The following is a 24,212-nucleotide window of genomic DNA, read 5'->3' as shown; positions in this document are numbered from 1 at the left end:
AGCCGCTTGCCTGCAAGTGGTTGGAGCAGTTATACGCGGCGATGCTTACGCCGGACGACGGTTCAGAATAGCCTGTTGTTCAGCCAGTAAGCGTTTGGTGTACTCATGCTGGGGCTGTTCAAACAGGTCGGCTGTCCGGGCCTTTTCGACGATTTGTCCGTTGTGCAGTACGATAATTTTGTCGCTGATCTGACGGATGATACTGAGGTTGTGGGATACAAATATGTATGACAGACCAAGCTCCTTTTGCAACTTCAGCAGCAGATTGAGGATCTGCGAACGTACGCTGAAATCCAGAGCGGTCAGAGCCTCATCGGCAATGATGATCTTGGGGTTGAGCATCAGCGCCCGGGCCACGGCGACCCGTTGTTTTTGACCTTCAGAAATCATATGTGGATAGAAATCCGCATGTTCCGGCAGCAGGCCGACCTGTCTGAGTTTTTCAAACACCTTGCCCTGACGCTCCTGTTTGGACAGACGGGTGTTAAACCGCAGCGGTTCTTCGAGTAGTTCACCAATGGTCAGCCGGGGGTTGAGTGAGGTATTGGGGTCCTGAAATATCATACGGATAAGTTTGCATCTCTGTTTGATATCCCGCAGCTCAAGGTTTTCGCCTTCAAACAGAATGGAACCTTCCGATCTGGGTTCGGCGCCCACCAGAATTCGCGCCAGAGTGCTTTTGCCGGAGCCAGCTTCACCCACGACGGCCAGCGTCTCACCGCTCTGTAACTCAAATGAGATGTCACTGAGAGCCTGAGTGTACTGACGTCTGAACTTTCGATAGCCACTGAAGTATCGTTTGCTCAGGTTGTTGACCTTAAGAAGAGGTTTGGTCATGTCGACTCTCATCATACTGTATAGGGAAATGGCAGGCGCAATATCTGTCTTTTTCATGAATCAATATCGGCTGGGTAACGCATTGTTTGCGGGCAGACGGGCAGCGCGGCCCTAATCGGCAGCCAATCGGCAGATGTTGCAGTGCCGGTGCCGAGCCATGCAGGCTGGGCATAAAGGCCTTGTGGGGCATGGGGCTTGATTCATCCGGCAGGTATTCCAGCAAAATCCGGGTATAGGGATGCCGTGGACTGCTGATGAGTTCATCGGTAGCACCGGATTCCATTACCTGTCCGGAATAAAATACCGTCAGGCGGTCGCACCAGTGTGTCAGGGTTTCGATCTCGTGGCTGATCAACAAAATCGATACCCCATGGACCTGATTGAGTTTGGCCAACAGGCGGAAAATCTGTGCCTGAGTTGACAACTCCATTGAGGTTGTTGGCTCATCGGCGATCAGCAATCTGGGTTTGTTAGCCAGGGCGATGGCAATCATTATCTTCTGGCATTCGCCTTCAGACAGCTCCCAGGGATAGGCATCCATCAGGTCATCCGGGCTTTTGATACCCACTTTATGCAACCACTGCTGAGCGATTTGAGTGCGGTATTTTTTCTGTTGCCAGAACTTCAGCTCAGGATTTTTAGGCATAGCTTCAATAATCTGCGAACCAACGGTTCTGGCTGGGTCGAGACTGCCGGATGGATCCTGAAAAATCATCGCCATATCACTGCCCATCAGGGCTCGCCTAGCCTTGGCATCCAGCTCAAGCAAATTCTGGCCGTCCCACATCATACGATCGACCGTGATAGTCCAGTTGTGGCCCGGAATGCCCATAATCGCCCGTGCCAGCAGGCTACGACCCGAGCCGGACTCACCCAACAGGCCATGGACTTCGCCGGCATTGAGGGTCAGGCTGACTTTTTCCAGCGCTTTTACCCGCCCGTGGGGGGTATCCAGTTCAATGCTGAGATTACGTATGTCGAGTAGTGGCATATCAGTTTCTGATCGGCGTCAGTGCCGACCTCAATCCATCGCCGACCAGGTTAATGGCCAGCACAGTGAACAGAATCGCGATTCCGGGCAGCGTCACAAGCCAGGGAGCGGTTAACAGATTATCGACGCCCTGCGCGACCATGGCACCCCATTCCGGACTGGGTGCCTGCGCTCCCAGACCGAGAAAGCCCAGTGCGGCAATATCCAGAATGGCCGCAGAGATGGCCAGGGTGGTTTGAATAATCACGGTATCCCACACGTTGGGCATGATGACGTACCAGAAAATCTGCAGCGAATTGGCGCCATCAAGGCGGGCAGCCGTAACGTACTCTTTTTGCAGTTCTTCATGAATAGCCTGATGAATAGCGCGTACAAATTGTGGCGTCAGTGCCAGACCCACTGCCCAGAAAATATTCTCAAGTCCGGGACCTGTAACCGCCACGACCAGAATAGCCATCAGCAATGAAGGGATAGACAGCAGGGCATCCAGCAGGTGCGACAGTACGCTGGATTTAAGTCCGCGGGTCATGCCGGACAGTGCGCCAATAATGAACCCCAGCACCAGAGCGGTCATCACAATGAACAGCGCCATTCCAAAGGTTAACTGGGCACCGTACAGCAAACGGCTGAAGATATCCCGTCCCAAATCATCGGTACCCAAAAAATGCTCCACTGTGCCTGCCGGATCCCAGGATGGCGGCAATAGCATAGCTTTGGGGTCCTGCATTTCAGGCGAGTAGGGGGCAATAAGTGGGCCGAAAACGGCGATAATCAGTAGAAATACCACTGACCAGAATCCCACCAGTGCGAAAGGATTGGCGGAAAACGCCTGCCACAGCCGGCGGCTGGGGGAGGGAATATGGTCTTCCTGATAAATACTAATTTGTGGCATAGAGTTCTTTCCGACTCAATGGATTGGTCGCTGTATGCAGTACGTCAATCAGAATGCTCATAAAGATAATCAACAGGGCTACCACCATGATGCCACTCTGGATAACAGTGTAATCCCGCTGATAGATCCCCTGTACCAACCAGGCACCAATTCCTGGCCATGAGAAAATTACTTCCACAACAATAGCATAGCTGGTAAATGCTCCCAGCATCAGGCCCATGCTTTTAAGTACCGGGATCAAGGCGTTGGGCAGTGCATGGCGCAATACGATAAGCGAGGTACTCAGGCCACGAGCCTCCGCGGCTCTGACATAGGTCTGGTTCATGACATTGACCATGGCAGCGCGGGTAATCCTGACCACCACAGTAAACGGGAATACTGCCAGAGTCGTCGCCGGAAGGATGATATGCAGCAGCGCATCTTTAAATGCTGACAGGCTGTAGGGAGAGTCGGCAAGCAGGGTATCAATCAGCATAAAGCCGGTAACTTTGGGGATCTCGTAGAGCAAATTCAGTTGTCCGGAAATGGGCAACCATCCCAGTTTGACGCCAAACCACAGCGACAGCGACAGTCCCAGCCAAAACACCGGGATAGAGTACCCGGTCAGCGTCAGCGCCATAATAGCTTGCTGGGTGAGTTTATTTTTACTCAGCGCGGCCAGTACACCGATGGGGATCCCCAATATCAACGCCATCATTGATGTGAACAGCACCAGTTCAAGGGAGGCTGGCAGTACTTCGGCCAACTCCCCGGCAACACTTTGCTGGGAAGTCATGGAAATCCCCATGTTGCCGCCCAAGCGCTGCTGAAGGTAAGCGATATATTGACTGAAGCCCGAGTCATCCAGGGCAAAGTCACGGATAGTTTGTTGTTCCTGCCCGGCGCTAGGATGTTCAATACCTGTCAGGGCAACGCCCAGATCCACAGGAAACATGCGGGTGGCAAAAAATAACACCAGCATCAGTACCGCAGAGGTTGCCAGAAACAGATTGAGTCGTCGCAACAGATACTTGGCCATCAGTTGGTACTCTCCGGTACCTGAATTTTCACATCCGCAAAGGCGATACCACCAAAGGGAGAAATGGGCATCAATACCACATTGTCACGTTTCAGTGTTTGTCTGCGGGCGTGAGCCAGACTCACCAATGGCATTTGGCTTTGCATAAGTTGTTCTGCTTCCTGGTAAAGTGCTGCCCGCTCAAGTTTTGAGCCTGTTTGTCTGGCCTGATTGATAATGTTTTCGAACTCACTGTTGCACCAGCGGGAGCGGTTGGTGCCACTGTCGATGGAGCCGCAGCTCAGCAACGGGGTGAAAAAGTTATCCGGGTCGCTGTTGTCAGCGCTCCAGCCAATCAGTACGGTGTCGTAATCGGATTGATTGAGTTTCTGGGTAAAGATGCTCCAGCCATAGCTGACGATGTTCACCCTGACTCCAATATTGGCGAGATCAGACTGAATTAATTCTGCGGTTTTTAATGAGTTGGGATTGTAGGTTCGACCAACCGGCATGGCCCAGATGTCCAGTTCCAACTCTTTGATGCCGGCAGCCTGCAGCATTTGCTGCGCCAGTTTTGGGTTATAAACGTTGGCGCGCAGAGTGTCACTGTATGCCCAGGACGCCGGAGGCAGTATGCCATTGGCTTCAACGGCGGTGTCACGGTAAACCGCCCTCAAGATATTTTCCCGATCAATCGCCATGGCGAGCGCCTGGCGCACCAGCACATTGTCAAACGGCGGCTTTAACGTGTTGAAGGCCCAGAATGCCACATTCATACCGGGATCTGACTGCACACTCAGGGCATCGTGCAGCTCTGTGACCGCCAGTTCACCGGCCTTTGGCAGAGCAGATACACTGCAGTCACCGGTGATCAGCTTCACCAGGCGGTTACCACTTTTGGGTGTGATATCAAATACCAGCATTTCCAGCTGCGGGGTGGTTCCCCAATATTCCGGATGGCGGTGATAACGAATATGGTCGTTTTTCTGATACTCGGTCAGTTTAAAGGGGCCTGTGCCAATCGGATGCTGATCGATAAGTTCCGGACGACCGGCCTGCAGCAACTGTTCGGCATATTCAGCCGACAATATCACCGCAAAGGCACTGGACAGATTGGAGAGGAAGGAGGCGTCAGGTTGTCTGAGTTCAAACGCAACCTGGAATTCATTCACTTTGGTGATGCGGGTGACCTGGCGGGCAAAGCCTATGCTGTCGAAAAACGGATAGCCGTTCCTACCGATGCCATGAAATGGGTGGCTGCGGTCAATAATACGGTTAAAGCTGAACAACACATCGTTGGCATTAAAAGTCCGACTTGGGGTAAAGCGGTCTGAGCGATGAAACTGCACGTTCTGACGCAATGTGAAGTGATACACCAGACCATCATCGGAGATGTGCCAATTGGTCGCCAAGGCTGGCACTATAGCGCCTTTGTCGGCAGCATAATCGACCAGTCGACTGTAGATCTGATTGGAGGTCGCATCCAGAGTGGTGCCTGAGGTCGACAGCTGGGGATTGAATGTTTCAGGGTTCCCTTCTGAGCAGTAGACCAGCCCGGCCGGTACCTGCTCAGGGCTGCAACCTGTGGCCAGCATCGTCAGGCAAAGCACTGTGATGGCATGATGCCACCCTGGGATCGGCAGTCTCATTAATTCATTCAGTTTTTTAAGGATTTGAGTGGCCATTTTAGCAGCCTGACTTTAGCCGGAGCAATGCCAAGACCCGAACTGGTGACAACTTGTTTTGATTTTGTTGTTTACGGGTTGTGGCGGTGAGGGTTGAAGTGTGAATCAGGCGCCCGGGTGTTCGGCGCCTGTTGCTATTTTTGTCAGGCTTTTTCCAGCAGGTTGTACTTTTTCAGTATGCCTCTGAGTTGGTGGTAGCTCAGACCGAGCAGGTCGGCGGTTTTTTTCTGATTGAACTGGGCCGCCGCCAAAGCCTGGTTGAGCAGCTGGATCTCGGCGTCTTCACAGTGGGATTTGAAGTCGATAGGGAAGTTCACCACACATCCAACTGGCGTGGATGCGCCCGAGTCTGCCGGTTGCTCGCTGCAGGCAGATACCGGCTCAGTGATATCAGCGCTGCGCCTTTCACGGGTTTTGACACGCTGCTGTGGACGGTAGGGCGATTCGAACGGGTCAAGGATGATGTCAGCAATCGGCTCCTCGCTGGCACCATGTCGGTACACGGCCCGCTCGATGACGTTTTTGAGTTCACGGATATTGCCTGGCCAGTGGTAATCCAGCAGCAGTGCCTTGGCCTGTGGACCGAAGCCCGGAAAATATTCCAGCTGAAGCTGTCTTGTCATACCGATGGCAAAATACTGCGCCAACTCCATAATGTCCTCCCGGCGGCAGCGCAGCGGGGGCAGGGTTATCACATCAAACGCCAGTCGGTCGAGCAAATCTGCTCGAAATTCACCGGCTTCGGCCAATGACGGCAGATCTTCGTTGGCGGCGCAGATAAGCCGGACATCAGTGCGCAGTGTCTTGCTGCCCCCCACACGTTCGTATTCACCATACTCAATCACCCGCAACAGTTTTTCCTGCACCAGTCCAGAGGTGTTGGCCAACTCATCAAGAAACAGAGTGCCGCCATCAGCGCGTTCAAAGCGGCCTTCATGGCGACCCTTGGCACCGGTAAATGCACCGGTTTCATGACCAAACAGTTCACTTTCCAGCAGGCTTTCCGACAGTGATGAACAGTTGAGCTTGATGAATTGCTGATCCCAACGGCTGGATAGATAATGCAGCCGCTCGGCTATCAGTTCCTTGCCGGTTCCCCGCTCACCAATAATCAACACAGGTTTGGTCAGAGGTGCAATTTGTGATACATGTTCAAGCACTTCCAGCAAGGCGTTGGATTGGCCGATAAGATTGTCTTGTTTGAATTTAGTGGGCACGTTATTGGTGGTCTAAGACGCTAATTATTGGTGAAAATCATAATAGGGTGGGATAGCGTGAAAATAAAGCAATCTGTTGAATAAATGCTATTCCATTGAAAAGTAAGAAATATATTGTTTTGGCACGGTCTGTGTATATACCAGTTCGTGAGTAACAATTATTGAGGACAGGATTATGGGTATATTCTCTCGTTTTGCAGACATCATAAACTCCAACATCAGTGCGCTGCTGGATAAAGCGGAAGATCCGGAGAAAATGGTACGCCTGATCATTCAGGAAATGGAAGACACCCTGGTAGAAGTGCGTTCAACTTCCGCCAGAGTGTTGGCTGAAAAGAAAGATTTACTGCGCCGCATCGAACGGGTTGAGGCTCAGGTGCAGGATTGGCAGGACAAGGCTGAACTGGCACTGACCAAAGACCGTGAAGATCTGGCCAAAGCAGCTTTGGTTGAGAAACAAAATGCGGCCAGAACTGCCGACACCTTGAAGAAAGAGCTCGAGGTGGTGGATGAGCAGATCAATCGCCTGAAAGAAGAGGTGGTATTGCTGCAGGAAAAGCTGGCGGACGCCAAAGCCAGGCAGAAAACCATCATTATGCGCAAGCAGACTGCCACCTCACGCCTGGAAGTGAAAAAGCGTCTGGACTCCTCCAAAATCGATGATGCCATGCTGAAATTTGAGCAGTACGAGCGTCGTGTGGAAGGACTGGAAGCTCAGGTCGAATCTTATGAACTGGGGCAGAAAGGCGCCAAAGGTACGCTGGCGGATGAGTTTGCTGCGCTGGAAGCGGAAGATGCCGTCAGCGATGAGCTGGCCGCCCTCAAGGCAAAAGTCGACGCCAAGAAGAAAAAGTCTGCCAAGTAATCAATTGTTTTCAGAGGTGAGTTATGGATATGGATCTGCTGATAGCCCCGATTATTTTGTTCATCATATTCGTGGCACCTATCTGGTTGATTCTTCATTATCGCAGTAAGCGACAAGTGAGCCAGGGACTCACAGATGAAGAATTTGAGCAACTCAACCAACTGGTGCACCAGGCTGAGAAGATGAACCAGCGCATTGCCACTCTCGAGTCCATTCTGGACTCTGAGAGTCCCGAGTGGAGGAATCGTCATGACCATGCATGAAAAAAGAACCCTGTACCGTATCCCCAAGGCAGGTAAAGTTGCCGGTGTGTGCGCCGGGATTGCAGATTACTTTAATCTGGAAACCTGGCTGGTGCGGGTGGTGACAGCCTCTATTTTCTTGCTGGGTGGTCAGGGACCGATATTTATCCTCTATGTGGCGCTGTGGATGATCCTGGATATCAAACCCCAAAGTCCTCAATCAGGATCGGAATTTGCCGACATAGGGATTAAGAAAAAAATCTGGCAGGCCGGCGAGCCAGCAAAACAGGCACTGCATGATGTCAGTAGTCAGTTCAGTTCACTGGAGCAGAGATTGCGGCGTCTGGAACATCATGTGACCTCAGATCAATACGATCTGAAGCGTCAAATCAATAATCTTTAATCCTTCAAATGCGACAGGGCGGTATTCACCGCCCTGTTTTTTTCCTTTACCTTTAATATGTTTGTATTTACCGACAAGTAGTAGCCATGGGAACAATCAGCCACGCTTTCACCTCTTTGTCGCGTCACTCCCGTCACTGGATACAAAGGGGCGCCGACCGCCATTTACGCCTGGCCGTCACTGGACTGTCCGGTGCCGGTAAAACGGCGTTTATCACCGGGTTGGTACATCAGTTGACCTCTGATAAATGTGGACAGCAGTTGCCTTTGTGGCAGGTGTGTCGCAGTCAGCGATTGATTGGTGTCCGCCGGGAAATGCAACCGGATTTGGATATCGCCAGTTTTGATTATCAGGGCGCGCTGGCAAGCCTTAACCGTGAGCCGCCCGCCTGGCCAGCATCTACCCGTAATATCAGTGAGCTGCGACTGGCCATCAAATACCGTCCGGTGCAGGGATTGGTGGCGAAAGTGACGGAAAGCGCCACTTTGTATCTGGATATTATTGATTATCCCGGTGAATGGTTGCTGGATTTGCCCATGCTCAAGCTGGATTTCGGCCAGTGGTGCCGTCAGCAAAGCCTCAGAGCCGAAGTATTTGCCCACTCGCCGGCGTATGCGCCTTTTATTGATGCGCTCAAAGATGTGCCGTTGGAGCAGACTGCCGATGAGCTGCAGCTGCAACAGGTCGCCGCCCTGTATCAGACATTACTGACGGATTTGGTGCGTAATCAAGGATTTTATCTGGCGCAGCCCGGACGCATGCTGTTGCCGGGCGATTTGGATGGGACACCGCTGCTGACTTTTTTTCCGGTGCTGTCGATGGACATGAATACCTTTTCAAAGCTTGAACAGGCGCCACGGGACAGTGCCTATCAGGTACTCAAAACCCGCTATCAGGAGTACGTCAATAAAGTCGTCAAGCCTTTCTACCGTCATCACTTTGCCCATTTTGACCGGCAGATTGTGCTGGTGGATTGCCTGAGCGCACTTAACCGGGGGCGGCCGCAGTTTGACGATATGACCAGTGCCCTGAGCGAAGTGCTGGAGAGTTTCCAGTTTGGCAAATCGCCGCTGCTGCGAAGGTTGTTTGCCCCGCGGATCGACAAGTTGCTGATCGCCGCCAGTAAGGCTGATCATGTGACCCTGGATCAGCAGGGTAATCTGCTGCATCTGCTGGGGGATGTGCTCAAGCAAAGCCGTCATGCCGCCCATTTTGAAGGTTGTCAGGTAGAGACTATGGCGATCAGTGCCATCCGTGCCACCGACGCTGGCAGTGTGACCCATGAGGGGCAGGCAAAACAGGTCATTCAGGGATATGAACTGCAGAGTGATCAATTGCTGACCCTGTTTCCCGGAGACGTCCCCAGAACTCTGCCCAAAGCCGACTTCTGGCAGCAACAGGGATTTGATTTTACTGCCTTCAGACCCAAAGATTCCGCCGGTGATGGGTTGCAGCATTTGCGCCTGGATCACCTGCTGGAATTTATGCTGGGAGACAAGATGCGATGAGCGATAAGTTGTCCGAGCCACATGGCCAGTTACATAAAAAGCAGCTGTTCAGCGAGCCGCTGCAGATAGCAGCTAACGAACAGCAGGCTCCCGCCGGATCGCAGCGATTTGAGTCAGGAGAACTTGTATGCCTGTCGAGCGATGAACCGGATAACATTGATGCCGGCTTATCAAAGGTGCTGAGTCCCCAACGAACGGGTTCCCGGCTGACCCGGCTGATGCTGGTGCTGCTGTTGTCACTGCTTGGCGTGCAAACCGGACTGACCCTTTATGACGCCTGGACCAGCTCGCCCTGGCTGTTTGGTTTTTATGGCACGGTTGCCGGTGTCAGCTTGCTGTGGCTGGGCCGTGGCTTGTGGCGTGAGTACCGGCTGCTGGCGCGGTTAAAGCGCAGCCAGCAGGACAGAGCCGATGGCGAGCGGTTGCTCAAATCCATGCAGCAGGGCGAAGCGGCAGAATTTATTGAACAGGCCTGTCGTGATTTACCTGCGGATGCAAACACCGAGCGGTTTCTGGCTTCGCGCCGCGATGATCACAATGATGCTGAGCAGCTGTTGCTGTTTGATGATTTGGTGCTGCAGGGTGTGGACCAAAAAGCCAGAGCCATAGTCCGCCGCTATGCCGGTGAGTCGGCAATATTGCTCGCTGCAAGTCCGCTGGCGGTATTGGATATGGCGTTGATCCTGTGGCGCAATCAGAAAATGATCCGCGATGTGGCCGCCTGTTATGGCATCGAGCTGGGCTATTGGAGCCGGGTGAAACTGGTACGTGGGATTGTCACTAATATTCTGTATGCCGGTGCCACAGAAGTTGTCGTGGATTTGGGCAGTCAGATGTTGTCGATGGAATTAACCGGCAAATTGTCGGCCCGACTGGCGCAGGGGCTGGGGAGCGGCATGCTGACGGCCCGTTTGGGCTATCAGGCAATGGCCTTATGTCGGCCGCTGGCATTTCGTGCAGACAATCGTCCCAAACTGAGTCAGTTGCATCGTGAGCTGTTAACTGAACTCAAAACATTTTCGGCCAAAGTGATGGGGTCCGATAACGTGGCTGAAAAAGTTTCTCGTAACAAATGATTTACATTGTGTGGTTTTGATATTTAATTGTCCCTGTGTCGTCTCTGAATGAACCTGAGTATGGTTAGCGAAGGAGTGACTATTTCCGTTGTGTGCTCTGCCCAGGGTAAAAACGGTCAGCAGTAAGGCCTGAGTCGCGCAGGCAGACCGAGTACCGTTTGTACCTTCCTATAGACCCAGACAACCAAAGCAAAAAATGGGGAACAGCATGAAGGATTCAAGCAACTGGCAATTGCCAACCATAAGTATTCATGGCGGGCATGAGCGTGATGCCAGCGGAGCGTTGGTGACGCCTTTGCACCAGTCGGCAACCTTTGCCTTTGCCAGTGCTCAGCAGGGAGGCGCACGTTTTGCCGGTGATGAAGCCGGTTATATTTATACCCGTCTTGGCAATCCTACTGTCGCCGAGCTTGAGCGCCGAATGGCATTGCTCGAAGGTGCCGAGGCTGCAGCGGCTTCGGGGTCGGGTATGGGTGCCGTTGCCGCAGCGCTGCTGTCAAGGTTGGCCAAAGGCGATCACCTGGTGGCCTCCAATGCCGTTTACGGCTGCACCTTTTCGTTGATGACGGAAATGTTTACCCGCTTTGGTATCGAAGTCACCCTGGTGGATTTTGGCAATCTTGCGCAGGTGGAAGCCGCTATCACGCCACAAACCAAAGTGCTGTTTTGTGAAACGCCGGTTAATCCTCACCTTGCGGTATACGATCTTGCCCGGATTGCCGACATCGCCAAACAGCATCAGGTTTTCAGTATTGTTGATAATACCTTTATGACGCCGTTACTGCAGCGGCCGTTGGCTTTTGGTATTGATATGGTGGTGCACAGTGCCACCAAATACCTCAACGGTCATGGCGATGTGATCGCCGGTATTGTGTGTGGTCGCGCAGAGGATATTGACAAGGTCAAGTATGAGGTCATCAAAGATTTGGGAGCGGTGATGTCGCCCCATGATGCCTGGTTGATATTAAGGGGCCTGAAAACCCTTGATGTCAGAATGCAAAGGCATTGCGACAATGCTGAGAAAGTCGCGCGCATGCTGGCCAGTCATGACAAGGTCAAGCGCGTTTATTTTCCCGGGCTTAAGACTCATCCAGGACATGAGTTGGTCGGTCCGCAAATGCGGCGGGCCGGCGGCGTTATTGCCTTTGAACTGGCAATGGATTATGAGCAGACTATTGAGTTTGTCAACGCGCTGCAATTGTTCACTATTGCTGTCAGTCTCGGGGATGCAGAGTCTCTAATTCAACATCCCGCCTCCATGACCCATTCTCCTTATACCCCTCAGGCCAGAGAGGCAGCAGGGATTGGAGACAGTCTGCTGCGTATTTCTGTTGGCCTGGAGGCGGTGGAGGATTTGCTGGATGATCTCAATCAGGCGCTGGCATCCCTGAATTAAGCCTGACTCCGGCAAAAAGCCCCGCAATCGCGGGGCTTTTTTAATGCCGCCAAGGCAGCGACTTAAATGGTCTTAAATGCCCCAGAACAGGTGGGCAATGGCATACAGCACCAGCATGCTGAGAATATTGATCACCAGACCGGCACGCATCATTTGTGACTGCTTGATATAGCCTGAGCCATACACAATGGCATTGGGCGGAGTGGCGACCGGCAGCATAAAGGCGCAGGACGCGGCAATACCAATCAATACTGACAGCATGACGGGCGACAGCCCCAAGGCTTCTGCAATGGCGGCAAAAACCGGTACCAGCAGCGCTGCACTGGCGGTATTACTGGCAAATTCAGTCAGCATCACCACGAAGAAGATCACCACAAATACAAACAATGCCATATGGGTGTTGCCGAAAATGTCGGTGACCATGTGCGCCAGAAATACCGAGGTACCAGTAGCTTTCAGTACGGCGCTCAGGGTCAGACCACCACCGAACAGGATCAGTACGCCCCAGTCTGTGGTTTTTTCAATCTTCTTCCATTCAACCAGATTCAGACCTGCCAGCAGCACTACGGCGCTCAGGGCAACAATGGTATCAAACTGCGGAATACCGCCCAGCGCCTTGGAAATAGGCGCGGAGAAAATCCAGCTCAAGACGGTTGCAATGAAGATCAGCAGCGTCAGTTTGCCACTGGTTGAAAGGTGAGGATTCTCCTTGCTGACTTCGCAAATAACCGACAGATCAGGTTTGAAATAGAAATACAGGGCCGCAAGCATTGCCGGCAGCATAATGGCCACAGTCGTCAAACCAAATGACAGCCAGTCAGCGAATGTCAGGCCCGCCTGAGCTGCCGCAATTGCATTTGGAGGACTGCCTACCAAAGTACCGATACCACCGATATTGGCTGAGTATGCGATCCCCAACAGCATAAACAGATAGGTCTTGTTGTGGGTGTTGAAATCCAGCTGTCGCAGGATCCCCAGTGCCAGAGGCAACATCATGGCGGTGGTAGCCGTGTTGCTGATCCACATCGACAGACCTGCCGTCACCCCAAACAGCAAAATACAGGCTACCGACAGCTTACCCTTGGAAGCCAGCAGCACCTTTTGGGCGATCAGCTTATCAATGCCCTGAGCATTGAGCGCGGCAGCCAATACAAATCCACCAAAAAACAGGTAGATGATTGGGTTGGCAAAATTGCTCATGGCGGTTTTGGTTTCAAAAACGCCAAAAACAACGGCAAGAATAGGGATCAGGATAGCGGTGACGCTGATATGGATAGCTTCAGTCAGCCAAAGAATGGCCGCAAACACCAGTAACGATAGACCCACATTAACTTTTGGATCAAAGGGCAGCAGGTACTGAAGCGCAAACAGCAACAGGATATCCGCTGCCAGAATGAGCATGTTGCGTTTCTGCATTCCATTGCTCTGTGGAGGCTTTGGGGCGATATCCCCATTAGTAGGCATCGACATGTGACTTCCTTTGTAATTGTTATAAGGCCTGTAATGTAGGCCAATTCCCCAATGTCGAAAAGCCAGGAAGTGTGATCTGCGATTAACGAATTACTGACAGAATTGATGTGATAAATGTCTTGGTTTCCGTTAAAACGTTTGGTTGATCAATAGATGATGTTGATGAAATTACACCAAATTTTGGGAAGAGGGAGCTTGGCAGGAGAAAAATGCGGCGGCTGAAAATAAATTAGTGTTCAAAAACTGTGATCGCCATCCGGTTGTTGCGCATTTGCCTGTGATGCTGATCCTGATTTGGCGCATTTGGCAAAGCTGAACTAATGTTTTTGGGACACCTATCGCCGCGGAGTTTCGGCACTACTCACCAAGGAGGGATTATGAAATCCACATCAATGATCTGTTTGCTGGCCAGTTTGATAGCATTGCCATTAGCTGTGACAGCCAAAGACGTTAAAGAACCAAGCGAGCTTAAGCAGCAGGCAGTGGCTCAAGGATACGCGATGCGAATTCAGTTAAACACCGCATCGCTCACACAATTGCAAGCACTCAAGGGAATTGGCGAAGCCAAAGCCAGAGCTATCATCGAATACCGGGATAGTAATGGTGGCTTCAAGTCGGTTGATGAGCTCACTAAAGTGAAAGGCATTGGCCCCAAGGTGCTTGAAGACAACAAAGATCTTTTGAGTCTGTAAGCTTTAAAAGTACAAAAAGCCCACCTTGCGTGGGCTTTTTGTTTATCCTGTGTGCAGTCAGCACCTTCGAAGACGGGAAACGGGGATTTTTCCTTGATCACTCAATGCTGTTGGGTAATAATGCCGCCGTTGTCAGCGAGCTGGCAAATCGATGGTGCCCCAGGGTCCCTCCGCAATGATAACCTGTGAACTCGGCCAGGCCCGGAAGGGAGCAACCGCAGCAGGCGACTCGTGTGCCGGAGTGTGGCTCTGGGGCATCTCCATTTATGAGGTACGTCAAGTGCTTAGCATCAAAAATGCCTAAGGGGTCCACAAGGTGGTCCACTTTGAGTTCAACCCAAGCCTCCCAATCAAGTCCTTACCTCTTTAAATCACGTCATGGTGTTTGGTACGCCAGAGTAGTACCTGAAGACCAGTGATACACGCTAGGTCTGCGAGTTGCTGTTCAATCTGTCTGCGCATGCCAGGCCTGAGACTGTTATCAGGGCAGATACGTGGTTAATGCTCTGATACTCAGGTTAAGGCTTTACCTCTAAAATACTCCTCAACGTTTTCCCGGATGGTCCTACAAACCAAGGCCTGAAGCCGGATATCAGGAATATCGACCATATTGCGGCCTGTCAGTATGAGAACCCAGGACAACATCACCGTTAACCTGAGGGCTGCGCAGTCAATCGCCGGGCACTCAGGCATCCGTGCCAAACTTTGCTTCGGCCTGACTTTTCGATGCAGCAATATATGATATGCTATGATTTGCCGACTTTGCGTTAATGTCCCCGGCTGATGTGATGGTAAAACCGCATTTGCCCGCGAGTTTTTTAGTCGTGGTTGTCGCTGAGCTCTTGGGTTATTAAGAGTGCTTTGATTACCGGCTACAGCTTAATGTCAAAGGTTTCTGCGGGGCCTTTTGGGGCGGTTAAAGGTTTCCCTTAATGACAGACTCAGGGCGACCAGCAGTGCCGTCATGGTCATATTGCCAAACCATAACAGCAGTCCCAATCCGGGAGTATATTGCGAGAGACTGAGCCACAGCGCGCCGCCAAGCAGAGCGAATGCACTGATTTTTAAGCGGTTACCTGTGTATTTACCGGGCGCTTGCCCGGTGATGTCACGAAAGGTAGCAAAATTGCTCAGGGCAAACAGGGTGAAGGCCATGAGATCCAGGGCCGTCAATGGCATTAAAAAACCAATCATTTCATTGCCTCGCTGGCAGATATTGTCGATTGAGCCTTATGCATCGCGGGTTTGCACTGTCTGGCCGTCAGCAGCAGTGCTGTGCCAATTATCAGCGCAAGCAGATCAACCCAGGCAAGAAACCATTGTCCCTTGACGATGTTGCTCAGTAGATTTTCGCTTGAGGTCAGTGCATTGAGCAGTGGCAGACCTAACCAAATCCATGCCGCAGTAAACAGGGCCCGGCGCCAGTTTATCCAGCCCAATAACGCCAGTAACAGGGTGATACCCAGCCCGGCAAAGAACAGGTTGATTTCGGCGTCAAAACGGCCTGGGTAATCGACACTGATAACACGGTTGGCCCACAGATAGCTTGCTGCTGCTATTGGCAGACCGGCTATGACGCCGAGATTCAGACTTTCAGTCAGATACAGACCAAACGATCGCTTGTTGCCTTTATCCAGCTGTTTTTGTTGCTTTTGACGGAGTTTCTTACTCCACAGCAGCGCCCCTGAAGCCACCATGGCACAACCAAGCAGGCCGCTGATAAAGAATGCAAAGCGCAGTGCCGGCGTGGCGAATCTGGCTGCATGCAGACCTATCAGGGTGTCATGGGCCTGACCAACATCAGAAGGGAAGTCGCCGATCTGACCGATAAATTGTCCGGTTGTGCCTGCATAAACCAACTGGTATTCATGATCGGCAATCCGGCTGTCATTGCGCAAAACGACCAGTATGCGGCTATTGGCATCCTGCGGGTTTTGAATTCTGATATCCCGTATTGGTGTTCCAGAGGCTCTGGCCAGTACATCCGGCAGAATATGCTCAAGCGAAACAAGACTGGCTTTGTTACCGGTCGGTGTTGTACTCAGTTGTGGCGGCGCAAGTTGTTGCTCCAGGGCCCGGCGATTTCCCTGAAATCCGGTTTCCAGTGCTGAAGGCATGTAGATGAACATCAACGCAATCAGCCCGGTATAGGTAATCATCAAATGATAAGGCAACGCCAGCACGCTATTTAGCGTGTGACCATCAAGCCAGGAGCGGGAACCTTTGTTGAATCGCATGGCAAAGAAATCTTTGAATATACGTTTGTGGATGACAATCCCGGTAACAATGGCCAACAACATAAACATGGTGGCAAATCCCACCAGATAACGTGCCAGAGTGACAGGAAGGTAGTGCAGATCAAAATGCAAACGGTAGAAAAAGTGCCCGCCTTTGGTCGCCCTTATATCAGAGATGAGTTCGTCATCGTCAGTGAGATAATGCTCATGAAACTGCCCCCTGCGTTCTCCCTCTTTCGCAGCGTCCTGCCAGCCGAAACTGACAAACGGAAGCCGGTGAGTGGGGAGCCTCAGCGTCCACACCGGTGCGTCTGCGGCGGTGCTCTGCAAATAGGCTTGTCCTTGCCTGAGTACTGCCCCCTTATCAATATCCTCATAGTGGCGCAGCACCCCTGAATGCAACTCGGGCTTCATCCACAGATTGATTTCGTATCTGTAATAGCTCAGGGTGCCGGCGAAAAAAATCAACAGCAGCAACCAGGATACCAGCAGTCCCGTCCAGGTGTGCAGCCAGGTCATTGACCGAAAAAATGACTCCTTCACAATCCGACCTCCAACCCCAGCAGGCTGAAACTATACAACCCCATCATCAGGGCCCAGACGACCGTGAGCGATTTGATGCCAAAGGCGATGATAATCAGCCCACACAGTACGGCAAACGACAGCATGGTAGATAGAACGGTGGCATCAGCTGTCGGCAGAGGTAATGCCACGACCAGAAATGCGCTGAGGGCGGCGGTTGCGCAGTAGGCGCCCACGCTTGCTGCCAGCAGACGGGACGCGAACAGAAGAGATTGCCGGAAATTGAAATTTAACGTCGGGGTGGCCGAAGACATGCGGGTTGAGCTCCAGTCGTTCACAATAATTGGCGCCAGTTTAATAAAATTTAATTCAAATGATAACTATTATTATTCGCATGGTGTCAAGGTTTGTAATCTGGCTCACTATTTTGACTTCATCTTGTGGAGCTCATGGCAACTTTATAAAAAGTCTCGTAATTACCGGCGAATCATGACTGGGATCAAAGCTGATGATGAGTAAATCGACACAATGGTGCGAGTTGAAAACAAGCAGGACAGCCATTGATGAAGACAGACAGGGCGGTGACCCAGCAGCAAAAACAAGTCGCCGATGACGCGATTCTACTCTCGACGACAGATACTCAGGGCAATATTAAATACGCCAATGAGATTTTTTGCGCCTTGTCCGAATACCGGCAGGAAGAGTTACAGGGGCAGCCGCATAACCTGGTGCGCCACCCGGATATGCCCAAGGCCGCATTTAAAGCCATGTGGCAATCGATCAGTCACGGCAAACCCTGGATGGGCATCGTTAAAAATCGTGCCCGCAGCGGTGATCACTATTGGGTCAACGCTTATGTGGCACCCGTTTATGAAAATGGTCGGATCCATGAGTATCAGTCGGTTCGCCGCGCGGCAACTTCGTCGCAAATCAGCGCTGCTTCTGCCTTGTATGAGCAACTGCATGCCGGGAAAACACCCACATCAATAAAGCCGTTGCGGTTGTCACTGGCAGCAAGATTGATGCTGCTTTTCCTGCTGTTTGGCGGGTTGGCGCTGGTGCTGACTTCCTGGCATTGGGGCGCCGGTCTTGGCGCGTTATTGCTGGGGGCCGGGATGATATTTCAGCAACTGCAACCACTGGTAAAACTGGCGGACAAATCCCAGGCGCTGATTGATGATCCAGTCGCCAGGGCCATCTATACCGGCCGCCGTGATGAGGTCGGGCAGTTGGATTTGGCAATGCAGTTTCTGATTGCAGAAACCGGCGGTGTGGTTGGCCGGATGGCCGATTCAGCGGCCTCCATCCGTGAACAAAGTACCGATTTGAACGACATTACCGCGCAAACCTGTGAACGGGCGCTGGCGCAGACTGAGCATACAGCATCATCGGCAACGGCAATGGAAGAGATGCACTGCAGTTTCAATGAGGTATCGGCTAACATTCAGCATGCGGCAGGAGCCGTTGCCGAAAGTTTGGTGGCAGCCCAAACCGGTCATCAGAAACTGAATGAGCTGGTGAAGGCCATTGCCGGTGTCAGTGATCAGGTGAATGGTTTTTCTGAGGTGGTGGGCGATATTGAAAATGACAGCAGCGCCATTAATCAGGTGCTTGAAGTGATTCGCAGTATTGCAGAGCAGACTAACCTGTTGGCTCTCAATGCCGCGATTGAGGCGGCTCGCGCCGGAGAGTCCGGTCGGGGATTTGCTGTGGTGGCTGACGAGGTTCGTCAGTTGTCAGCCCGCACGGCAGAGTCTACCGGTCATATTGAAGAGATAGTTAAAAAGTTCAAAGCCAGTACTCAACGGGCAACCGGCACCATGCAGGCTGGACATCGAGAAGTAGAAAAAGTGGTTACCCTGGCCAGTGAGGCAGACAAGGCATTTCGTGAACTGCAACTGGCGATGGACAATCTGAACGCCCTGAGTGATGCCAATGCCAGTGCGGTGGCGCAACAGGCGACCGTGGCCGGAGAGATCAGTCAGGCGATTGTTAAGGTCAGTGAACTGGCGCGCGACAGTCATCAACAAACCTATGCTGCCAGCGAGCGGGGAGGTCAGATGTTGCGTCTGTCCGCCAAAACCCATGCACTGTCAGAGCAGTTCTGGCAACGCAGCGTGCTTGCCCGCGCCGAATAGAACATTGACCCGGCTGGTGGCGACGCTCTCCGGCCGGGCCTCATGGTCTTTTGCTTTTCCCTTTATTGTCAATCCCCTCCAACCTTCTGAACCGGTGAATTTATCCTATCCTTAATGAGGTGAGCTGTGTTTGTGCGCATCGACATCAGGGAAGCGGATCAGATTGAACTTGTTTAAAGCCAAACTTATAGCACTGTTGCTGGTTGCCATGTTGCCTACTGGATATTTGTATTTTCAATATGCAGAGCACAAGGACACCATTGAAGCACATCTGCTGGAAGAGCTTCAGGGGGAGGCCATGTTGCTGGCATCTGTGGTCAGCAATGTGGTGGTGGAGCGCTATGTCGACGTACAGAGTCTGGGGATTAACGTCAACGGTCAATCTTATACTAATCCGCTGCCTGCAGATGACGCGCAGGCATTGACTTACTACTTCAACACTCTCATTAACCTCTATCAGGACTATCACCGCATTCTGCTGCTGTCGCCGGATGGGCGTTTGCTGGTTGCCAATGATAAGGGACCCGACGGCTCGCCCATGGATGAGTTACGTGTTGATGCATTTCAGGTGTCGACATCACCCTGGTTTCTTGCCGCCAGAGATTTGTGGCAATACGGCAGTCAAACTCAGGTGGTGATAAGCGGCCCATCCATGAATCCGCTTGGATATGGACAGGAGCAGGTGGAACGGCATTTCGACATTCTGTTTGCGGTACCGATAATGGATGACCGGGGCAACCTGACCGCGGTACTGGTTAATCTGATGGATTTTAGGGTCGTTGAGCAGGCATTGCGTGGACTCCTGAGCAATATGGCTGCTCCGGGTTCCAGCGGAGACAACCTGCTGATATTAAGCAGTGAAGGGACAGTGCTGCTGGATACAGGCACAAAAGGGCGCGATACCCAGGTTGGCCGCAACTGGTTTGAAGAACCGGCACTGGCATCCTTGCTTCGGGACTCAACCGAAGGTGCCGCGCAGGTGCCATTACCCGGTGAACAGCAACCCAAAATGCTGGGGTTTGCGTCCACCGGCAAAAACAAACTCGGTCTGGGATGGATTCTGGTCACCATACGACCAGAATCGGCAGAATCCTTATTTGCCGTAACTTACTATCGCCAGGTGTTATTCAGTCTGCTTGCCGTTGTGCTCTTTATGCTGCTGGCGAATGTATTGATGGGGCGGCGCCTCGATTTGAGTGTCAGGCATTTGTCCTGCACTGCTAAATCACTGTCTGAACTTGATAATCTGCCTGAACAGCCGTTGCCGGTAGATGGCGCAGATGGGGCAATTCGGGATGGCATGGCTGCGCTGGAGAGTCTTAGGCAGCAACTTATTCAGCAGAATAAACTGGTTACGCAAAACTCCGAGCAGCGGTTTGAGCTGTTGCTTAAGGATGCAGCCATCGAAGCAGCCACGACCGGGATTGTAGTGGCGGATGCCCAGCAGGACGATATTCCGATCATCTACGCCAACAAGGCATTCTACCGGACAACCGGCTATAGCGAACAAGAAGTGCTGGGGCGTAACTGTCGCTTTCTGCAGGGAGATGATCGGGACCAGCCTGCCATCAAACGCTTGAAAGATGCGCTGACGAAAGGCGAGGGTGTTGATGTCATTCTGCGAAACTATCGTAAAAACGGCGAGATGTTCTGGAACCGACTGTACATTTCGCCGGTGCGCAATGAACAGGGTGTACTGACTCACTTTGTCGGGATTGAAACCGACGTTACCACGCTCAAGGCCTACGAGAAGAAAGTCCGGGAACTCAACCTTTATCTGGAAAAACGGGTGCAATCCCGCACGCTGGAATTACAGCAGGCGGAAAGCCAGCTCAGAGCAACGTTTGATACCATGACGGATGCGCTGGTGGTTGTGGATGCCAACGGCATCATTCAGCAGGCCAACCGTACCACCACGGCGATATTTGGGTACAAAACCGAGGAGCTTATCGGTCTGGATCTGGCCATTCTGCTGTCCAAAATCGACAACATAGGTCATGTCGAACAGTGGTTCAGCGGGCTATTGGTGGGGACGACCAAGAAAATGGGGGCGTTGGCTGAAACCTCCGGCATCAACAAAATGGGTAAGGTCTTTCCCATTGAGCTGTCGGTAACCGGTATGCGAATAGCCAACCAGCGGGAATATACCGTGGTGATGCGGGATATCAGCGAACGGAAAGCCAATGAGGTCCGGCTGAGAACAGCACGTGATGAAGCTGAACAGGCCAACCGTATCAAGTCTGAGTTTCTGGGGAATATGAGTCACGAGCTGCGAACCCCGATGAACGCGGTGATTGGCATGACGGACTTGGTGCTTGACTCTGAGCTGACCCGGGAACAACGACATCACCTGACCATAGTGTCCAAATCTGCTCACTCCCTGCTGTCATTACTCAATGAAATTCTTGATTTAACCAAACTGGAACGTGGCTCGATGGAAATTGAGCGACTGACCTTTGAATTGCGTCAGACAGTGCAATCGGCGATATCCATGGTTGAGTTGCAGGCCCGCAAAAAAGGCCTGGGAATGAGCATTGAAATGGCCTCTTCTGTGGCGAAACTGGTGGTGGGAGACTCAGCGAGGCTGCGCCAGGTGTTGATTAATCTGGTTGGGAATGCGGTGAAATTCACTGAGCAGGGCGAAGTGAAACTCAGTGTGATGAAGGCCGACGGGCGGGAAGACTATCTGCATTTTATTGTGGAAGACACTGGCATCGGCATTGAGGCTGAGCGGATAGAGCAGATTTTTAAACCCTTTGTTCAGTCTGATGGTTCCATTTCCCGTCGCTATGGTGGAACTGGTCTTGGGACGACGATTTCTCGCCAGCTGGTGGAAAAAATGGGCGGCGAAATCTGGGTTGAGAGTGAGCTGGGCAAAGGCTCAAAGTTCCACTTTACTCTCTGGTTACCTCAGGCCAGCGAGCAGGAGATGGTGGATTATCAGGCCCAGCGTCAGGTAGTTAATTATCAGGTGAAACGGCCTCTTAAAATTCTGTTGGCTGAGGATGTGGCGGTGAACGCTGAGTTGGTGCAAACCCGTCTTGGAAGGGAAGGCCACCAGATCACCTGGGCTGAAGACGGTGTACAGGCAGTGAAAGCCTATGAAAGTGAGCATGGGCAGTTTGATTTGGTGTTTATGGACATTCATATGCCAAATATGAATGGATTTCAGGCGGCCGATGCGATTCGCAATTACAATCAAATGAATGGTCTTGCCACGCCCATCATCGCGTTGACGGCCAGCGGCATGGGACAGGATATGGAAAAATGCCGTGAGGCCGGGATGGATGGCTTTGTCATCAAACCGGTTGATTTTACGTTACTGCGTGCCGAAATGGCCAGGGTATTGCCTGATGACTTTGAGCAGACCGATGGCCCGGCGCAAATTACCGAAATATCGGGTAACGACATTATTCCGGCCGATTTGTCACCGCTGGAGAATTTGCGTCAGTTTATTGATATCGAAAGCGCGTTGGACAACTGGGGAGATGAAGCGCTTTACACCAAGATGTTGCGTCAATTCCCATCTCAGTGGAACAGCTTTTGCCGTGATGTGGCTGAGCTGGTTCACAGGCGTCAGTGGGAACAGGCCCACGGCCTGGTGCACAAATTGCGGGGTGTATCCGGCGGGCTGGGCATGACTGCGGTATTTCAGGCGGCTCAGGATCTCGAATTAGCCATTAAAGAGCAGGAGCAGGAGGCCAAGATACTCGGTTTAAACAGTGAGCTGGATGATCATCTCAGCAGCTTGTTGCAGGCCATTGATGCCATGCCGATTGGAAATGCCAGACAGATGGCAAAAGAAATAGCCGCCCGGACCTTCACGCTTGATGAGTTGATGGAAAAAATGCTGGCGCTGCGGGAGATGTTGGAGCGGGGTATGCCGGATGATGAGCAACTTGAGCTGGTTCTCAAAGCATTGAAGGGGCAAGCCGCTGACAGTGACATTACAGTATTGGCCGAGTCTGTAGATGACTTTGATTTTGAGGGGGCAATCGGAATTATCGATCGCATTGCTGGGGAACTGAGTGGAATTGCGGACGAAAAGCATGGATAAGAAAGCGCGCATACTCGCTGTAGATGATGAACTGGCTAACCTTAAGTTGCTCAAAAGTATTTTGAGCACCAGCGAATATGATGTGGCCTTTGCTGTGAATGGCAAAGATGCGGTCAAGCGTCTGGAAACAGAAGTCTATGACGTGGTACTGCTGGATATCATGATGCCCGATATGGACGGATACCGGGTGCTCGACAGACTGCGCAAGTGGGACAGGATATGGCGTACCCGGGTTATCGTGCTGTCAGCACTGGATGATGTGGAGGATAAGCTCAGAGCATTTGATTTGGGGGCTGTGGACTATGTCACCAAGCCGTTCAACAAAAATGAGCTGTTGTCGCGCATTGAAGCCAGACTGTCGCAACCAACCATGCTGGAAACCGTGGGCGTGTCGATAAAGATGCTGACGATTGAACTCAATCATATTAAAGAAGCGACCCAAAGCCTCACTAAAGCACCGCAGGACACGGCAAAATTACTGAGCGCGGCAGAAAGGCGGATCAGTCAGTTGTTGTTGTACTACCATTTGAAGAAAATTGATTTACGGCTGAATGCGGTAATGCTTAAACGGTATTTTGATGCGCTGTGTCAGGAAGTTCACCCAACTTATAAAGTTGATGTGCATTTCAACGCCAAACCGGATCTCAGTATTGCCGGAGATACCAATTTGCTGGAGAAAATGTTCAGAGCCGTGTTTGCTTTTAATGCGCAGCGACGGGAGAGCAACGAGCTGGTCGTGGAAGTATTTGCGCAGGCCGATATCGTGCTGATGACACTGACAGACATGGGGGAACAGATCGCAACCAACCAACTTGCTGCGCTGTTTGACCCTACCGCAATGGATGAGAGCGGTGATTTTGCTCATAACCTGGCGCTGGCAAACGCGGCAGTGATTGCCGACAAGCATGGTGGCAGCATCAGCTGTGTATCCAAAGCGCTGGAAACTACTGTGACCATCAAACTTCCCAGACGGCACGGAGGCTAGCC

The 24,212-nt window shown here is 52.0% G+C and carries 20 protein-coding genes and 1 other RNA gene; 11 read left to right on the top strand and 10 right to left on the bottom strand.

The window, feature by feature from the left end:
- Positions 1-45: 45 nt before the first annotated feature.
- The 6 genes from ACRRUX_RS16270 to pspF form a co-directional block, all read right to left on the bottom strand.
- Complete coding sequence (locus tag ACRRUX_RS16270) at positions 46-837, bottom strand: peptide ABC transporter ATP-binding protein (protein WP_432532230.1); 792 nt, start codon at positions 835-837, stop codon at positions 46-48.
- On the bottom strand, positions 818-1,828 hold the full coding sequence (locus ACRRUX_RS16265) for an oligopeptide/dipeptide ABC transporter ATP-binding protein (RefSeq protein ID WP_432532228.1): 1,011 nt from the start codon (positions 1,826-1,828) through the stop codon (positions 818-820). The genes ACRRUX_RS16270 and ACRRUX_RS16265 overlap by 20 nt, the downstream gene beginning before the upstream one ends.
- Before the next feature lies 1 nt (position 1,829).
- Positions 1,830-2,720 (bottom strand): ABC transporter permease subunit, encoded by an 891-nt coding sequence (locus tag ACRRUX_RS16260; protein WP_432532226.1) that lies wholly within the window; start codon positions 2,718-2,720, stop codon positions 1,830-1,832.
- Positions 2,707-3,738: an ABC transporter permease gene (locus ACRRUX_RS16255; protein WP_432532224.1), complete on the bottom strand. Its 1,032-nt coding sequence runs from the start codon at positions 3,736-3,738 to the stop codon at positions 2,707-2,709. The genes ACRRUX_RS16260 and ACRRUX_RS16255 overlap by 14 nt, the downstream gene beginning before the upstream one ends.
- Positions 3,738-5,366 carry an ABC transporter substrate-binding protein gene (locus ACRRUX_RS16250; RefSeq protein ID WP_432532222.1) on the bottom strand — a complete coding sequence of 543 codons (1,629 nt, stop codon included), beginning with the start codon at positions 5,364-5,366 and terminating at the stop codon, positions 3,738-3,740. Before ACRRUX_RS16250 ends, ACRRUX_RS16255 begins: the two co-directional genes overlap by 1 nt.
- A 179-nt stretch (positions 5,367-5,545) precedes the next feature.
- Positions 5,546-6,619: a phage shock protein operon transcriptional activator gene (pspF, locus tag ACRRUX_RS16245; RefSeq protein ID WP_432532220.1), complete on the bottom strand. Its 1,074-nt coding sequence runs from the start codon at positions 6,617-6,619 to the stop codon at positions 5,546-5,548.
- A gap of 175 nt (positions 6,620-6,794) precedes the next feature.
- On the opposite strand from pspF, the gene pspA reads away from it, so the two are divergent.
- From pspA to ACRRUX_RS16215, 6 genes are all read left to right on the top strand, one after another.
- Complete coding sequence (gene pspA, locus ACRRUX_RS16240) at positions 6,795-7,484, top strand: phage shock protein PspA (RefSeq protein ID WP_432532218.1); 690 nt, start codon at positions 6,795-6,797, stop codon at positions 7,482-7,484.
- A gap of 23 nt (positions 7,485-7,507) precedes the next feature.
- Positions 7,508-7,747 carry an envelope stress response membrane protein PspB gene (pspB, locus tag ACRRUX_RS16235; RefSeq protein ID WP_432532216.1) on the top strand — a complete coding sequence of 80 codons (240 nt, stop codon included), beginning with the start codon at positions 7,508-7,510 and terminating at the stop codon, positions 7,745-7,747.
- Positions 7,734-8,129, top strand: coding sequence for an envelope stress response membrane protein PspC (pspC, locus tag ACRRUX_RS16230; protein WP_432532214.1), 396 nt, complete (start codon positions 7,734-7,736; stop codon positions 8,127-8,129). Before pspB ends, pspC begins: the two co-directional genes overlap by 14 nt.
- Positions 8,130-8,215: 86 nt before the next feature.
- Positions 8,216-9,637 carry a YcjX family protein gene (locus ACRRUX_RS16225; RefSeq protein WP_432532212.1) on the top strand — a complete coding sequence of 474 codons (1,422 nt, stop codon included), beginning with the start codon at positions 8,216-8,218 and terminating at the stop codon, positions 9,635-9,637.
- Entirely contained in the window at positions 9,634-10,713 is a 1,080-nt protein-coding gene (locus ACRRUX_RS16220; RefSeq protein ID WP_432532210.1) for a YcjF family protein, read from the top strand. The genes ACRRUX_RS16225 and ACRRUX_RS16220 overlap by 4 nt, the downstream gene beginning before the upstream one ends.
- A 208-nt stretch (positions 10,714-10,921) precedes the next feature.
- A complete protein-coding gene (locus tag ACRRUX_RS16215; RefSeq protein ID WP_432532208.1) occupies positions 10,922-12,109 on the top strand; it encodes a trans-sulfuration enzyme family protein in 1,188 nt (395 codons plus the stop codon).
- 72 nt (positions 12,110-12,181) lie between these two features.
- On the opposite strand, the gene ACRRUX_RS16210 is transcribed toward ACRRUX_RS16215, so the two are convergent.
- The gene (locus tag ACRRUX_RS16210; protein WP_432532299.1) at positions 12,182-13,573 is read right to left on the bottom strand and encodes an SLC13 family permease; all 1,392 of its coding nucleotides are present in this window, start codon (positions 13,571-13,573) and stop codon (positions 12,182-12,184) included.
- Positions 13,574-13,956: 383 nt separating this feature from the next.
- Here ACRRUX_RS16210 and ACRRUX_RS16205 point away from each other — a divergent pair, with 383 nt between their 5' ends.
- Entirely contained in the window at positions 13,957-14,271 is a 315-nt protein-coding gene (locus tag ACRRUX_RS16205; RefSeq protein WP_432532206.1) for a helix-hairpin-helix domain-containing protein, read from the top strand.
- Positions 14,272-14,430: 159 nt separating this feature from the next.
- Positions 14,431-14,527: signal recognition particle sRNA small type (gene ffs, locus ACRRUX_RS16200), an RNA gene on the top strand.
- A gap of 629 nt (positions 14,528-15,156) precedes the next feature.
- On the opposite strand, the gene ACRRUX_RS16195 is transcribed toward ffs, so the two are convergent.
- From ACRRUX_RS16195 to ACRRUX_RS16185, 3 genes are read right to left on the bottom strand one after another with little or no spacing between them, the layout of a single operon-like run.
- On the bottom strand, positions 15,157-15,465 hold the full coding sequence (locus ACRRUX_RS16195) for a DUF3325 domain-containing protein (RefSeq protein WP_432532204.1): 309 nt from the start codon (positions 15,463-15,465) through the stop codon (positions 15,157-15,159).
- A complete protein-coding gene (locus ACRRUX_RS16190) occupies positions 15,462-17,051 on the bottom strand; it encodes a PepSY-associated TM helix domain-containing protein (RefSeq protein ID WP_432532202.1) in 1,590 nt (529 codons plus the stop codon). Before ACRRUX_RS16190 ends, ACRRUX_RS16195 begins: the two co-directional genes overlap by 4 nt.
- Positions 17,048-17,344 (bottom strand): hypothetical protein, encoded by a 297-nt coding sequence (locus tag ACRRUX_RS16185; protein ID WP_432532201.1) that lies wholly within the window; start codon positions 17,342-17,344, stop codon positions 17,048-17,050. Before ACRRUX_RS16185 ends, ACRRUX_RS16190 begins: the two co-directional genes overlap by 4 nt.
- Before the next feature lie 249 nt (positions 17,345-17,593).
- On the opposite strand from ACRRUX_RS16185, the gene ACRRUX_RS16180 reads away from it, so the two are divergent.
- The 3 genes from ACRRUX_RS16180 (at position 17,594) to ACRRUX_RS16170 (ending at position 24,210) form a co-directional block, all read left to right on the top strand.
- Positions 17,594-19,168, top strand: coding sequence for a methyl-accepting chemotaxis protein (locus ACRRUX_RS16180; RefSeq protein ID WP_432532200.1), 1,575 nt, complete (start codon positions 17,594-17,596; stop codon positions 19,166-19,168).
- Positions 19,169-19,331: 163 nt separating this feature from the next.
- Positions 19,332-23,225, top strand: coding sequence for a PAS domain S-box protein (locus ACRRUX_RS16175; RefSeq protein WP_432532198.1), 3,894 nt, complete (start codon positions 19,332-19,334; stop codon positions 23,223-23,225).
- Positions 23,218-24,210, top strand: a complete 993-nt coding sequence (locus tag ACRRUX_RS16170) for a response regulator (protein WP_432532196.1) — start codon at positions 23,218-23,220, stop codon at positions 24,208-24,210. The genes ACRRUX_RS16175 and ACRRUX_RS16170 overlap by 8 nt, the downstream gene beginning before the upstream one ends.
- Positions 24,211-24,212 lie beyond the last annotated feature (2 nt).

The sequence above is a fragment of the Shewanella sp. GXUN23E genome (genome assembly GCF_050865035.1).
Taxonomy (GTDB): Bacteria; Pseudomonadota; Gammaproteobacteria; order Enterobacterales; family Shewanellaceae; genus Shewanella.
This window is presented reverse-complemented; position numbering and strand designations above follow the sequence as displayed.